Source organism: Pseudomonas sp. Xaverov 83 (genome assembly GCF_019352905.1).
GTDB lineage: Bacteria > Pseudomonadota > Gammaproteobacteria > Pseudomonadales > Pseudomonadaceae > Aquipseudomonas > Aquipseudomonas yamanorum.
In genome coordinates, this window is the sequence record NZ_JAAAFU010000049.1 from 296,891 (window position 1) to 311,026 (window position 14,136).

A 14,136-nucleotide genomic window follows, 5' to 3' on the forward strand; every position below is an offset into this window, starting at 1 on the left:
TCATTCCTTGAGTGAGCAATTTCAGGCGGCGACGCCCGGTTGCTGGCGTTCGGCATGGCGGCCGATCAGCGAGACGATGCGCCGTGCCGAATCGGCGGCGCTGTTCTGCCAGATGCCGACACCGCCGTGGGCGAGGGCGTCGCTGGCCAGGTAAGTACGGCCCTGGGGCTCGTTGAGCAGGCGGTAGGCGCTTTCGCCGACTTCGTCGTTAACGATCCACGGGCCTTTGCTGTAGCTGACTTTCGACCAGTTGATCGCCACCGGCTTCTGCAGTTTTGCGCTGTGGCCGGGATGCAACAGTTCCACCGCCTGGCGTGAAGAGGCGAACTGTTCGGCCAGGGTTTTCTGGCTGAAGGCCTGGGCCGATTCGCTGGTGTTGTAGGCCGCCACCAGAATCCCCTGGGCGCTGTTGAGGCGGTCGCTGGGGTACCACAAGCCTTTGACTTCATGGTCGAGGTACGACAGGCCGCCATAGATGTTGAAGTCGGTTTCCCAGAAGCGCGGCGTCTGCCAGGCCACCTTGTTGGCCTGGTCGCTTTGCGCGGTCTGGATCGCCTGCTTGAACGGCGGCGTGAAGTTGCTCGGCAGCTTCGCCAGCAGTGGCAAGGGCACGGTGACGATGGCGTAGTCGGCGCTCAGGACCTGGGTCTTGCCGCTGATACGGTCGCGGTAGCTGATGCGGCTGCCTTGTTCGGACGTCTGGATATCACTGACTTCGGCGTTGAAGCGCACCGCGTCCTTGAGGTGTTCGTAAAAGGCATAGGGAATGCGGTCCATGCCGCCCACTGGCTGGAACATGGTGGATGAAAACTCCGGGATTTCATCGAACACCAAGGCGCCCCAAAGCTTGGGGTTAAGCAGGGTTTGCAGCTCCAGTGGCGCGCGTGTCACGCCAGTCTGGTCGCCAGCGCCAGGCACGCGGGTGTAGCCGGAACGCACCGAACCCTTGTATTGCAGGTCGCCGTTGAGGTCGCCGTACACTTTGAGGAAACTCAGCAACGCTTTGCGGTCATCCACGCTCAGGTCCTGGTCCAACGCCTTGCGGCTGACTGTGCGGGCCAGGAGTTCCGAGAGCTGGCCACGGGTGTCATTGACCGCCTGGCGCAACTGGAACGCCGGCTGTTGCGTATCCGGCCGGGCCAGGGCGTTGCGGCTGCTGTTGACCAGTACTTGCAACTCCACGCCCAGCTCGCGGCAGTAGCCGAGAATCGTCTGGTGGTGGCTGGGAATACGCGCAGGGCCGGCGTTGAAAAACTGCCCGTCATCAAAGTCGACGGTCTGGCTGATGCCGTCGTCGAAGTCGACCCTGGTGCCTCGGCGCAGGGTCCAGTTGCGTCCACCCACCCGGTCGCGGGCTTCCAGGATCGTCACGTTGAACCCGGCCTTGCGCAGCTCATAGGCGCTGACCAGCCCGGAGATCCCCGCGCCGACCACCACCACGTTCTTGCCTTTGCCGGTGCTGCCCAATTGCAGCGGGGTAAAGCTCGATGCCACCGCCTGAGGCGTCAGCCCCAGCGCGCCCAATGCGCTGACAGCGGCGGAATAACCGCCCACGGCGGCAATACGGGAAATCAGTTCCCTGCGGGTAAAAGCCATGATTCGCTCCTTGAGATAGCGGTTTGTCAGAGGTCGTAGCGCACGGTCAGCAACAGGGTTCGCGGGTCGTTGACCGAGTAGTAGCGGGCGCCGCTGGAAGGCACGTAGCCCACCGACTGCGGGTAGGCGCGGTCCAGCAGGTTTTTCACCGCGAGGGTGGTGGTCCAGTGGCCGTCGCCGCTGATGTAGCGGGTGTTGGCGTTCCAGAAGGTCTGTTGCGGGATTTCCTGGATGTCGTCATTCAGCGCGTTGGCATAGGACTTGGTCTGGAACTGCGCATCGGTGCCTGCCAGCCAGGTGCCGGGCAGCCCGGCGGGGATGGTGTAGTTGAGGCCCAGGCTAGCGTTCCAGCGTGGCGAGAACACCAACTGCTTGCCGTTGGCATCCACCCCCGCGCCGCTGGCGTTCTGGAAGTCGTCGTACTTGCTTTGCAGGTAGCCGACGTTGGCGGTCAGTTGCAGGTCGCGGCTCAGGGCCGTGAGGGTTTCCAGTTCCACGCCGTAGGTGTGGGCGCGGCCGACGTTGGTGCGCAGGCTGACCCCCAGCGCCGGGTCATAGGCGTTGGTTTGCAGGTCTTTGTAGTCGTTGTAGAACACCGCGACGTTGGCCCGCAGGCGTTGGTCGAAGAAGTCGCCTTTGACCCCGGTTTCCCAGGTGGTCACATCCTCTGGGGAGAACGCCTGTTCGGCGGCGGCCTGGGTCGGTGCGCGGTTGTCGTAGCCGCCGGCCTTGAAACCTTTGGCGACATAGGCGTACTGGTTCAAGTGTGGGGTCCAGGCGTATTCGAAGCCGATTTTCGGGCTGGTGGACTGCCAGGATTTGCTCGACTCGGCGGTGAAGTTGGTGCCGGTGATCTGCCGGTCGGTGTTGATCGCGTAGTTGGTGAAGTCGAAATTCTTGTGTTCGCGGGTAAAGCGCAGGCCAGCGATCAGCGACAGTTGCGGCGTCAGCTTGTAGGTGCCCTGGCCGTACAGCGCGTAGCTTTCGGTGTTGGTGGTGCTGTATTGGCCCTGGCCGATCACCCGGTTGCGGGCGACGGAATAGGTGAGGTTGTCGCGGTCGGCGTCGAACTTCTCGCGGTACAGGTACACGCCGGTGCTGAAGCTGAAATCGTCGTAGTCACCGTTGAGCTGAAATTCCTGGGTGGCGTAGTTCTGCTTGTACAGGATCAGGTTGTTCTGGATCAGCGCGGCTTGCCCTGAGTTGTCGTAGTCCACCGGTTGGTGGAACGCCGAGTAGGCCGTCACCGATTTGAAATTCAGGTGATCGTCGATTGCATAGATCGCCCGCAGCACCGAGCTGCCCTGGTCCAGGCGGTTTTTCGGGTCGAGGCTGCTGTAGCTCTTGAACTTGTCGAAATGCCCGTTGGCGTCGAAGGGCGTATAGCTGGTGGTGTCGCCCCGGTCGAAGGTACCGGCCAGGGTCAATTGCACATCCCAGGGCGAATCCACCGGCTTGTAGCGCAGCTTGCCGCGATAGGACTGGATGTCGACGTTGTTCACGTCCTTGCCCCGGGTGGGATCGGACACCGTGCCGTCGCGGCTCAGGCGGATAGCGGAGAAACTGCCGAACAGCGCGTTGTCTACCAACGGGCCGCTGATCAGCAGGCGTGCGTTCTGGGCGTCGTAGTTGCCGGCGCCCAGCTCTACAAAACCGCGGGTTTCCTGGGTCGGGTCGCGGGTGATCACCCGGATCGCACCGGCGCTGCTGTTGCGCCCGTACAGCGTGCCCTGGGGGCCACGCAGCACCTCGACGCGCTCCACATCGTTGAAGTCGAGCATCGAGGAAATCGCACGGGGGATGTACAGGTCATCAGCGTAAACGGCGACGGCGGCTTCCTGAATCGGGTCGGTTTCACCGATGCCGCGGATGCCGTAGGTCTGGGCGCTGTAGGAGATCGACTGGCGGCTGAGTGTCAGGTTCGGTACCTGGCCCGCGAGGTCGCGCACGCTGTTGATTTGCTTGTCCTCCAGGGCCTTTTCATCGAACGCGGAAATCGCCAGCGGGGTTTTTTGCAGGTCTTCGCTGCGGTGCTCGGCGGTGACGTTGACCACCGGCAGGGCGGTGTCGTCGGCATGGGCGGCGAGGCCGAACAGGGCGAGGGAAATGGCCAGTGTCAGGCGATTGGGTACGGCGGTAGGACTCATGATGGACCCCTGAGGTGGTTGACGGTTTAGGCAAAGTCGGGCCTCCACCTGGTCAGGGGTCGGTATTGGATGTAACAGTATTTGTATAAATGCTGGGCGTAAAAGTCCGATTAGTTATAAGTTAATTATAAAAAATGGGTATGTAGTGGTTTGTTTGTGATGCGTAAGGCTGATGATATTTTTCAGCTGATGAAAAACAAATGTGGGAGCGGGCTTGCCCGCGATAGCGGTAGGTCAGTCACATTGATATCGACTGATCCATTGCTATCGCAGGCAAGCCCGCTCCCACATTTTGATTTCTGTTCGGCTTAGTAACCGCGTTGGGTGTTGGCGAGGTTCTCCAGCGGCAGATCACTCAGATACCTTTCCAGGTTGCCCAGAAAACTGTCCGCAATATCATGTCGGCTATTGGTCGAAATCGCCGACGTATGCGGCGATACCCTGACCCTCGGATGGCCATACAGCGCATGCCCATCCGGCAACGGTTCCGGCTCAGTCACGTCCAGCGAAGCCAGCCCAAGACGGCCGCTGTCCAACGCCTCCAGCAGCGCCTCATGATCCACCAATCCTCCCCGGGCAATATTGATCAGGTGCAACCCTGGCTTGGCATTCTCCAGCGCCTCCCGATCCACTATATGTCGCGTGGCCTCGGTCAGTGGCGCGGCCAGCACCAGGTGGTCGGAGCGAGCAAACAGATCATGGATATCCAGCGCCGCCTCCACACCCTCCACGTCAAACGGCGTGTCACTTTGGCGTAATGCCACGATCTTGATCCCCAATCCATGAGCTTTTTGCGCCAGGCTACGGCCAATCGCACCAAACCCCAGAATCCCCAGGGTGGTGCCCTTGAGCGGGCGCAACGCAGTGAACTGCCACTGCGAATCCTGCACCCAGATGTCCGGCAAGTGCTTGGCTGCCGCGAAGATCGCTGCCAGGGCGAACTCCGCGATGTTCTCGGCGGCGCTGCCCCGCGAGGTGCTCACCGGCGGCCCGTTGAACAGCCACTTGGGGTAGAAGTCGATACCTGACGACACCACCTGAATCCACTGCACACCATACGGCCAACCCGGTGGTGGTGTGTCCGGGGCGGTGTAGCCACGCACGTTGATCGGTCGGGCCAGCAGGATATTGGCCTGGGGCGGCAAGTCGCTGGGCACGCCGGCGGGTACACCGATGACCTCGGCGCCAGGGTGCGTCAGGGCCAGGCGCTGGCGGATCACTTCATTGAAATCTTCGTCCAGCTGGCTGGCGATAATCACCTGGCTCATGTGCGTTCCTTCTGACGTTGCGCGAAGACGGCTTTGCCGACGCCCTGCAGCACGGCGTCGTTCTGCGGTGTATGCACGCGGCTGCACAGCACGTCGCGGTAATGCCGTTGCAGCGGGCTGTGGCGCGACAGGCCGGGATTGCCGGAAGCCTCGATGGCCAACTCGACGGCGCGTATCGCGTTGCCGGTCACCAGGTATTTGATCTGCGCGGCATTGGCCGCCGGGGTGTGCCCGTCGGCGGCGGCATCCAGCAGGCTGCGATTGGCAAACAGCAGGGTGTCGATATGCCCGACGGTCTCCTGAAAGCGCGGCAAGGTCGACAGCGCTGCGCCGAGGTTGGAGGGCTTGCGCTGTTCCAGCCAGTCCACCAGCCAGTCGCGCGCCGCCTGGGCCACGGCGTCGTACACGGATGAGAGCAGCACCGACATCCACAGGAAACCATCGCCGTCCAGTTCGGCCTGCGGCGCGCTCCAGGGGCTGACGCTGACCGCGTGGTCCAGCGGCACCAGCACGTTATCGAACACCACTTCATGGCTGCAGGTGGCGCGCATGCCCAGGTGGTCCCAAGTGTCGATAATGCTGATGCCGGGGCTGTCCTTGGGCACCAGCCAGGCACCCACCAGCGGGTCTTCATCGCTGCTGCGGGCCCAGACGCTGAACCACGCCAGGCCGTGGCTGCCGGTAGAGTAGATTTTGCGCCCGCTGATGCGCCAACCGGCGGAGGTACGCCGGGCGATGGTCGCTGGCAGCCCGCCACGGGCCGGGGTGCCGAGGTCGGGTTCGACGCGCAGGGCATTGATCAGCGCCCCATTGCGCACTGCGTCTTCGGCGACCTGGGTGCGCAGCGCGGGCGGCCAGGTTTTGCTGTCTTGCAGGCGCGTGTGTTGCAGGTACTGCATCACCAGGATCAACGCGGTGGACGGCTCGCCCTTGGCGATGGCACTGATGGCCTTGCGTGCCTGGGCGAGGTTGGCACCGCCACCGCCGAGGGCCTTGGGCACGGTCAGGGCGACGAGGCCGTGTTCGTGCAGCAGCTTGAAGTTGTCGTGGGGGAAGGTGCCGCTTTCATCAACGATGTGTGCAGTGGCGGCGAGCTGGGCGCTGAGGCGTTCCAGCAAGGCTTCGAAATTGGCCACTTCCACGGAGCGCAGTGACGGTTGAGAAGAAAAGCTCATGGTCGGTTCACTCTGGATGGGTGTACACCGATCAATGTGGGAGCTGGCTTGCCTGCGATAGCGGAGTGTCAGCCGCTGAAAATGCAATCTGATACACCGCTATCGCAGGCAAGCCAGCTCCCACACTGGATCGTGTTCGTCTTCTAAATGGGCAGCAACTTGAACTGCCGGTCCCACAACGGGCTGACATCCAGCCGCTCGCTCAACACCCCGGCATTGAAGAACAGGTCGGCGACTTCCTGCTGCGAAGCGATGGCCTGGTCGTTCACCTCGATCACGCTGTAAGGCTGACTGCGGTTGTTGTACACATCGAGGAACACCGCCTTATCCACCCCCAGCAACTTCGCCGATTTCTCGGCCCACGGCTCGGGGTTGTTGTTCATCCATTCCAGGGTGCGGGCCTGGCGCTGCAGGTAATCCTGGATCGCCTGTTTGCGCAGCGGGTCTTCCAGGGCTGCGGGGCGGGCGCCGATCAGGTAGTTGCCGGAGAGGTAGCCAAGGGCGGTTTTCAAGACCCGGGCACCGCTGCGGAATTTCGCCAGTTGGATAAACACCCCGTAGATCACCCAGGCGTCCAGCTGGCCGCTCTGGAACGCGCTGAAACCATCCTGCGGCGTCAGCGCCACGGGGGTGATGTCGTTGAAGGTCAGCCCTTGCTCCTTCAAGGCCTTGATCAGAAAGTAGTGGGAGGTGGTGGAGCGTACGTAGCCCACACGCTTGCCTTTGAGCTGAGCGATGGATTCAATTTTCGACTCCCTGGGAATCAGGATCACCTGGTTATTCACGTCGCCTTGCAGCACCGCGATCAACTTCGGCTCGCGGTGGCTCTGGATTGAAAAGATCGGCGGGATCTCACTCATGCCGCCAATGTCCAGGCTGCCCGAGGCCAGCGCTTCGACGATCAGATTGCCGCCGGCAAACTCGGCGTAGTCGACCTTGTAGGGTGTGTTGGAGGTGCCGGCGTCGTCGGTGAAGTACGAGTCCTGGCCACGGTAGGTGGCGACAGCCAGGGTCAGGTCCGAGAGCTTCGCAGGTGCAGCGAAAGCCCGTGGCACCAGCGAGGCGAGGCCCAGCGCGCCAAAGGCAATCGAACTGGCGCCCAGGAAGCCGCGACGATTGAACTGTCCGTGTTTGATCGTGTTCGTCATGGTCGTGCCCTGGTCAGATGGCGATCTGTGTGGGTTGGGTTTCAAGGGCGGCGCTGTAGCGGTTGGCCGGCACGTCCAGGCCAAGGTTTTCCCGCAGGGTGACGCCGCTGTATTCACGGCGGAACAGACCGCGTTGTTGCAGCACCGGCACCACCTGTTCGGTGAAGTACTGCAGGCCATCGGGCAGCAGTGAATTAATGATGAAACCATCGGCGGCACCCGCTTCGAACCAGGTCTGGATCGCGTCGGCGACCTGCTCCGGGGTGCCGACGAAATCGCGCTTGGGCCGGGAGAAACGCAGGGCCACTTCCCGTAGGGTCAGGCCTTCATCCCGAGCCAATTGCTTGATGCGGTCGGAGCCGCCTTTCTGGCTGTTGGAGCCCAGGTCGCCGAGTTCCGGGAAGGGTTCGTCCAGCGGGTACTTGCTGAAATCGTGGTCGTTGAACGGGCGGCCCAGGGCGACGATTGCGTCCTCGACGGTCACCAGCTCCACGGCTTGCTGATAGCGGCGTTCCACCTCAGCTTCGTCGCGGCCAACAATTGGCCGGATGCCCGGCAGGATCGACAGTTGATCGGCATCGCGACCGAAACTGCGGGCGCGCTTCTTCAAGTCCTGGGCGTAGGCTTTGGCTTCGTCGAAGGTCTCGGCGTGGACAAAAATTGCGTCGCTGTACTCGGCGGCAAAATTGCGCCCGTCCTCGGAAGTGCCCGCCTGGAAAATCACCGGCTGGCCCTGGCGTGACCGGGCGATATTCAGCGGGCCCTTGACCGAGAAAAACTCGCCCTTGTGCCCCAATGCATGCAGCTTGCCGGGGGTGAAGAACTCGCCGCTTTGCTTGTTGTAGGCGAAGGCATCGTCTTCCCAGGAATCCCATAGGCCCTTGACCACATTCACGTGTTCCTTGGCGATGCGGTAGCGCACGGCGTGGGGCGGGTGTTCGGCCTTGCCGAAGTTGTCGGCGGTGCCGCTGAGCCACGAGGTCACCACGTTCCAGCCGGCGCGGCCGCCGCTGATGTGGTCCAGGGAGGCGAACTGGCGTGCTACCTGGAACGGTTCGGTGTAGCTCACGGTGACGGTCGCCACCAGGCCGATATTCGAGGTCAAGGCGGCGAGGGCCGAAAGGATGGTCAGGGGCTCAAAACGGTTGAGGTAATGGGGGCTGGATTTCTCATGGATATGCAGGCTGTCAGCGATGAACACGAAGTCGAATTTCGCACCTTCGGCCAGTTGCGTTTGATGCTTGTAGAACCCGAAGTTGACGCTGGCATTGGGTTGCGCCTGCGGGTGGCGCCATTCGCCCCAGCCGTGACCGACGCCGTGCACCATGGCACCGAGTTTCAGTTGGCGTTTGCTCATGTTCTTTCTCCTTTTAGCGGGAAGCCTGGGTAAGCGGGGCACGCTTGGCGTTGAAGCTTTTGTCGAAGCCTTGGGAGACGTCGATGTGTTTGGTCAGCAGGCCTTCGTCCTGATAGATGTCGGCGGTGGTTTGCAGGCCGCTGATCACCGAGTCGTCAATCGCCACCGGTTGCATATGGGTGGCGTTGGCCACGGCTACATGCACCTCCAGCGGCAAGCCGGTGATTTTGGCCATGGCGGCGGCGAACGCCTGCGGGTGATCGTTGCTCCAGCGGTAGGCGCGGTCGACCCGCGCCACGAAGTCGTCCAGCTGCACGCGCTTGTCGGCAATCGCCTTGCTGGTGGCGGCGAGGTACAGGTGGTTGCTCAGCAGGTTGTTGCCGCTGGCAAGGACCCTGGCCTGGCTCTGGCTGGTGACCACGGTGGTGTAAGGGTCCCAGGTCGACCAGGCATCGGCGGTGCCGTTATCCAGCACCAGGCGTGACTCGCTGGGCAGCAGGAAGATGAACTGCACGTCGTGGGTGGAAAGGCCGGCGCTACGCAGTGCCTTGATCGCCAGGAAATGCCCGATGGAGCCGCGTGTGGTGACGATGCGCTTGCCCTTGAGGTCGGCAAGATCGTGGATGGGCGAATCCTTGGGCACAATGAGCGCGGTGGTGTTGCGGCCTTCGGCGTGGATGATGCTCACCACTTTCAGGGGCGCACCGGCACCAAGGGCGAACACGTAGGGTGCGTCCCCCAGGGCGCCGATGTCCACGGCGCCAGCGTTGAGGGCTTCGCCCAACGGCGCGGCGGCGGGGAACTCGGACCACTGGATTTCGTAGGGCACATCCCGGGTTTCGCCGGCGACTTCCAGCAGCGCCTTGATGGTGGATTTCTGGTTGGCCACCCGCAGGGGTTGCAGGTCGGCGGCCTGGCAGGTCGCGCCCAAGGTGAGGGCGGCCAGTAAAAGGGCAAGGGTCAAGCGCATCGGGCGGGCTCCAGGCTAGGTCTTGCGTTCAGTCGCCTCCGCCTGGAGAAGGGGTCGGCCGGTAGTGGAAAGAGGAGCGAGCGGGCTCGCTCCCGATGGTATTCAGATCACATAAAACCCATGGGTGCCGTCGCGGGCCAACTGGTCCACCAGGCCGAACTCCCAGTCCAGGTAGGCCTGCATGGCTTCCCTCGGGTTGTCGGTGCCTTCGTACGGGCGGCGGTAGCGGTCGATGCGCGGTGAAGCGAGGCGGGTTTCGCCTTCTTCCAGGGGCAGTTGCGCGGCGATCCAGCTGGCGGTGCCTTCCTGCAGCAGGAACACGGGCTTGCCGGTCAGCGCTTCGACTTGCGCTACCGCGAGGCGCGCCAGTTGGCTGCTGCCGCAGGTCAACACGTAGCGTTCGGCCGCAGGTACTTTGCGCAAGGCCTCTGGCAGTTGCCCGCGTAACGCCCACCACGCACCGGGGATATGGCGCTTGACGTAGTTGGCGCTGGCGGTGAAATCCAGTACCGCGGTGTCGCCATGGGCCTGCCATTCGGCGAGGGTGTGCGGGCTGATCAGTTCGGCCTGTTGCGGTGGAGGGACGGGGGCGACCCAGGCGCCCGGTTCGCTGAAGTGCGCAGGTTGCAGGTCGTCCAGCACATGCACTTCCCAACCCAATTGAGCGAGCCAGGACGCAGACATATTGGCCCGCACGCCGTCGTCATCCACCAGTACCAGCCGGGCGCCGCGTACGCTGGCGACATGGTCGGTTTCCTGCACCAGTTGGCCGCCCGGTGTGGAGCGCGAGCCGGGCAGATGGCCGGTGGCGAATTCTTCCGGGGTGCGTACGTCGAACAGGTAAGTGGTGCGTGCCGCTTCCTGCTGCCAGCGTTGCAGGTCGGCGAGGGTGGCGCGGCCTACGTGGGCCCTGTCGGCGACTTGGCGGGCGTCCTTGGCGGCGATCTGGCGGTGTTCTTCCGAGGTGGGCGCAAAGCGTCGAGCCTGACCGTGTTGCAACTTCTGCCCGGCGAGGGTCCAGCCGATGGTGCCGTTGCGCAAGGCAGACACCGGGTTGGCGATGCCCGCATTGATCAGCGACTGGGTGCCGATGATGCTGCGGGTACGCCCGGCGCAATTGACGATGATGCGGGTGGCCGGGTCGGGCGCCAGCTCACGGGCGCGCAGCACCAGTTCGGCGCCGGGCACGCTGATGCCGGTGGGAATGCTCATGGTCTGGTATTCATCAAAGCGCCTGGCGTCGAGCACCACCACGTCGGCGTTGCTGTCGAGCAAGGCTTGTACTTCTTCAGCGGCCAGCGACGGCGTGTGGCGCTGGCTTTCCACCAGTTCGCCAAAGGCTTTACTCGGTACGTTGACGTCGATGAACAGCTCGCCACCGGCGTTGCGCCAACCGTCCAGGCCGCCTTCCAGCAGGCTGACCTGGGTATAGCCGAGGGCTTGCAAGCGCTGGGCGGCGATCTGTGCCAGACCTTCACCGTTGTCGTACACCGTCACCTGGGTATCCCGGCGTGGGATGCGTGAATACACCTCCAGTTCCAGCTTCGACAGCGGGATATTCGCGGCGAACAGCGGGTGGGATTCGGCGAAAGGCGCTTCCTCGCGCACATCCACAAGGGCGACTTCTTCACGGTCCAGCAGGGCCTGGCGAATCTGGGCGAAGCTGCGGTTCGATGCAGTCATAGGGCAGGGCTCTCTTTGGACAGGGCGTCTTTGGACAAATCCCAGATGTTCGGGAGAAAGGCGTTGGAATAACCGGAGATAAACAGTTTCTCGCTGCCGTCCGGCTGGTACACGGCGCGGCGCACGGCACCGATATTGGCGCCGTAGACATGAATGCTGATGGACACCTGGTCGCTGAAGGCATTGCTGACCTGATGGATATCACCGATCTTCGGCGACACGGCTTCCACCTGGCCGGGTTCGAGCTGGATGCGCTTGCCGTCGGCGACCAGTACGCCCTCGGCGTTGCGCTCAAAGCCCTGGGAATACTCGGAGCCGCGCAGCATGCCGATCAGCCCCCACACGCGATGGTCATGGATTGGCGTGGTTTGCCCCGGCCCCCACACAAAGCTGACGATGCTGAAGCGCTGGCGCGAATCGGCGTGCAGCAGGAACTGTTGATAGCGCTCGGGGTTGGGTTGGGCAAATTCGTCCGGCAGCCAGTCATCGTGGCTCACCAGTTGCGCCAGCAGCTTGCCGCCGCGATGCAGCAGGTCGCCTTCGCGAGGGTTGCCGTCGATCAATTCCGCCAGGGCGCCAATGAATGCTCTGAGTCTCTCCGGGTGTCGGGCCTGGGTCATGACAATTCCATCGTGGGTGGTTCGTGGTGATGGGTTTATCTAAGCATAATGTTTATAGTTAATATGCTATTTTTTAATGATTAGGTTATAGCGGAAAGTAATTTAGAACCGGTTTGAATAGCGTTAGACGTTATCGATCGAGCGGCAGGCTATCCAGCCACCGTTTATGGAACTATGCTTTTCACACATCTTAATGACTGTTCTCTATGTGCGGCCCAAATGAAAATTGACGATATCGATGCCTTTGTCGAAGTGATTCGTTGCCAGTCCATCAGCCATGCCGCCGAGTCGCTGCAACTGACCCAGCCGGCCATTACCCGTCGCGTGCAGAACTTCGAGCAGGCGCTGGGGGTGGAGTTGTTCGACCGCAACACCAAGCCGCTCAAGCCTACTTTGATCGGTACGCGGGTATATGAACAGTGCCGTTCGATCCTCCGGGAAATGGACGCCCTGCGCGAACTGGTGGCCACCGACGCACCGCCCACCGGCCTGCTGCGCCTGGGCGTGCCGCAAACCATCGGCGACGTGGTGCTGCTGGATGCCCTCAAGCACCTGCGCAGTGAATTCCCCGACCTGCGCGCCCAAGTGGCCACCGGTTGGGGCAGCCAACTGGTGGGCAAGATCGAGCGCGGCGAACTGGACGCGGCGGCGGCACTGTTTCCGGCTGGCAAGATCTTCCCGGACAACATCGTCGGCGAGTCCATCGGCAAGATGGAACTGGTGGTGGTCTGCGCCAAGGCCCAACTGCCCAAGAAGCCCTGCAAGCTGGCGGACGTGTACCAGAACGGCTGGATCCTCAACCCGGATGGCTGTGGCTTCCGCGCCGGGCTGCAACGCACCTTGTCGGACCAGGGCCTGGCGCTACGGGTCAACCTGGAGACCTTTGGCACGGAGCTGCAACTGGGCCTGGTGGCTGACGGCCTGGGCCTTGGCCTGGTGCCACGCCCGCTGCTGGAACGCAGTGCCCATCGCGATCAACTGGCGGCCATGCCGCTGAAGGACTTCAAGCCGGTGATGGACCTGTGGCTGATCTACCCGCATTTCCTTGGCAATCTGCAAGGGCCGGTGGATGCGTTTGGCAAGCTGGTGGCGGCGTCGCTGCACAAGGTTCGCAATGCAGCGTGATATGAAAAAAAATAATAATTAGCTTAGATTAAAATGTGCTTTTTATTATTTTTGGTCATCCCCTAGGCTTGCCTGGAAGTCCTTAAGGCCATCCAGGAAGTTTTGCCATGAGCAGCGTCACCTCGATCTCCAGTGTCTCGAACAACGTCCGCCAGCGGGTCACCCCGGAAGAGTGGGAGGTGCGCGTCAAGCTGGCGGCGGCCTATCGGTTGGCCGCCTTGTACAAGTGGACCGACCACATCTACACCCACTTCTCCGCCCGTGTGCCGGGGCCTGAGGAGCATTTTCTGATCAATGCCTATGGGCTGTTGTTCGATGAGATCAGCGCTTCGAATCTGGTCAAGGTGGATATTGACGGTACGATCGTCGATGACCCTACCGGTCTGGGTATCAACTATGCGGGCTATGTGATTCACAGTGCTATCCATGGGGCTCGCCACGATTTGCAGGCGGTGCTGCACACGCATACACGCGATGGTATTGCGGTGTCGGCGCAGAAGGATGGGTTGTTGCCGATCTCCCAGCATTCCATCGGGTTTTCCGGGCGCGTGGCGTACCACGGGTATGAAGGTGTGGCCCTTGACCTGGATGAGCGTGAGCGGTTGGTGGCGGACCTGGGGGACAAGAGTGTGATGATCTTGCGTAATCATGGGTTGCTGACGGCGGGGGTGAGTGTGGAGCATGCGTTCCAGCAGCTGCAGGGGCTGGAGCGGGCGTGCAATATTCAGATCGCGGCGCAGGCGGGGGGGAATGCTGAGTTGATCTTTCCGCCGGCGGAGGTGGTGGCCAAGGTGGAGAAGCAGGCGGAGGTGTTCAAGAGCGGGGATGGGCCGGGGGTGGCGCGGCATTGGAATGCGTTGATTCGGCAGTTGGAGCGTACGGATACTGATTACAAACTTTGAAGTTGGTCTGCAATCAGGGCAGGGGAGTACATATCCATTCCTTCGGTTACGGCTTCTATTGGTTCCGCCCTTACGGCGGCTCACTTTTGAAAAGCGCAAAAGTAAGCAAAACGCTCTTGCCCCACCACTCGGCACCTCGCTTAGG

The 14,136-nt window shown here is 62.2% G+C and carries 11 protein-coding genes; 2 read left to right on the plus strand and 9 right to left on the minus strand.

The genetic code is table 11. The annotated features are described in order from the left end of the window. Positions 1 to 21 precede the first annotated feature (21 nt). The 9 genes from K0H47_RS16955 to K0H47_RS16995 form a co-directional block, all read right to left on the minus strand. Positions 22 to 1,596, minus strand: a complete 1,575-nt coding sequence (locus tag K0H47_RS16955) for an FAD-dependent oxidoreductase (protein WP_177072165.1) — start codon at positions 1,594 to 1,596, stop codon at positions 22 to 24. 26 nt (positions 1,597 to 1,622) lie between these two features. Then, a complete protein-coding gene (locus K0H47_RS16960; protein ID WP_219273277.1) occupies positions 1,623 to 3,743 on the minus strand; it encodes a TonB-dependent receptor in 2,121 nt (706 codons plus the stop codon). Between the two features lie 308 nt (positions 3,744 to 4,051). Further along, the gene (locus K0H47_RS16965) at positions 4,052 to 5,011 is read right to left on the minus strand and encodes a D-isomer specific 2-hydroxyacid dehydrogenase family protein (RefSeq protein WP_063031019.1); all 960 of its coding nucleotides are present in this window, start codon (positions 5,009 to 5,011) and stop codon (positions 4,052 to 4,054) included. Beyond that, positions 5,008 to 6,186 carry an acyl-CoA dehydrogenase family protein gene (locus K0H47_RS16970; RefSeq protein WP_219273278.1) on the minus strand — a complete coding sequence of 393 codons (1,179 nt, stop codon included), beginning with the start codon at positions 6,184 to 6,186 and terminating at the stop codon, positions 5,008 to 5,010. Before K0H47_RS16970 ends, K0H47_RS16965 begins: the two co-directional genes overlap by 4 nt. A gap of 143 nt (positions 6,187 to 6,329) precedes the next feature. Continuing rightward, entirely contained in the window at positions 6,330 to 7,334 is a 1,005-nt protein-coding gene (locus K0H47_RS16975) for an ABC transporter substrate-binding protein (protein ID WP_219273279.1), read from the minus strand. Between the two features lie 13 nt (positions 7,335 to 7,347). Further along, entirely contained in the window at positions 7,348 to 8,691 is a 1,344-nt protein-coding gene (locus tag K0H47_RS16980) for an LLM class flavin-dependent oxidoreductase (RefSeq protein ID WP_063031014.1), read from the minus strand. 13 nt (positions 8,692 to 8,704) lie between these two features. Further along, a complete protein-coding gene (locus tag K0H47_RS16985; protein ID WP_063031012.1) occupies positions 8,705 to 9,661 on the minus strand; it encodes an ABC transporter substrate-binding protein in 957 nt (318 codons plus the stop codon). Positions 9,662 to 9,763: 102 nt separating this feature from the next. After that, the gene (locus K0H47_RS16990; protein WP_219273280.1) at positions 9,764 to 11,344 is read right to left on the minus strand and encodes a rhodanese-related sulfurtransferase; all 1,581 of its coding nucleotides are present in this window, start codon (positions 11,342 to 11,344) and stop codon (positions 9,764 to 9,766) included. Further along, entirely contained in the window at positions 11,341 to 11,964 is a 624-nt protein-coding gene (locus K0H47_RS16995) for a cysteine dioxygenase (RefSeq protein ID WP_063031008.1), read from the minus strand. The genes K0H47_RS16990 and K0H47_RS16995 overlap by 4 nt, the downstream gene beginning before the upstream one ends. Positions 11,965 to 12,183: 219 nt before the next feature. On the opposite strand from K0H47_RS16995, the gene K0H47_RS17000 reads away from it, so the two are divergent. Both K0H47_RS17000 and K0H47_RS17005 read left to right on the plus strand, forming a co-directional pair. After that, positions 12,184 to 13,089, plus strand: coding sequence for a LysR family transcriptional regulator (locus K0H47_RS17000; RefSeq protein WP_063031006.1), 906 nt, complete (start codon positions 12,184 to 12,186; stop codon positions 13,087 to 13,089). A gap of 107 nt (positions 13,090 to 13,196) precedes the next feature. Next, positions 13,197 to 13,991 (plus strand): class II aldolase/adducin family protein, encoded by a 795-nt coding sequence (locus K0H47_RS17005; protein WP_063031004.1) that lies wholly within the window; start codon positions 13,197 to 13,199, stop codon positions 13,989 to 13,991. Positions 13,992 to 14,136 lie beyond the last annotated feature (145 nt).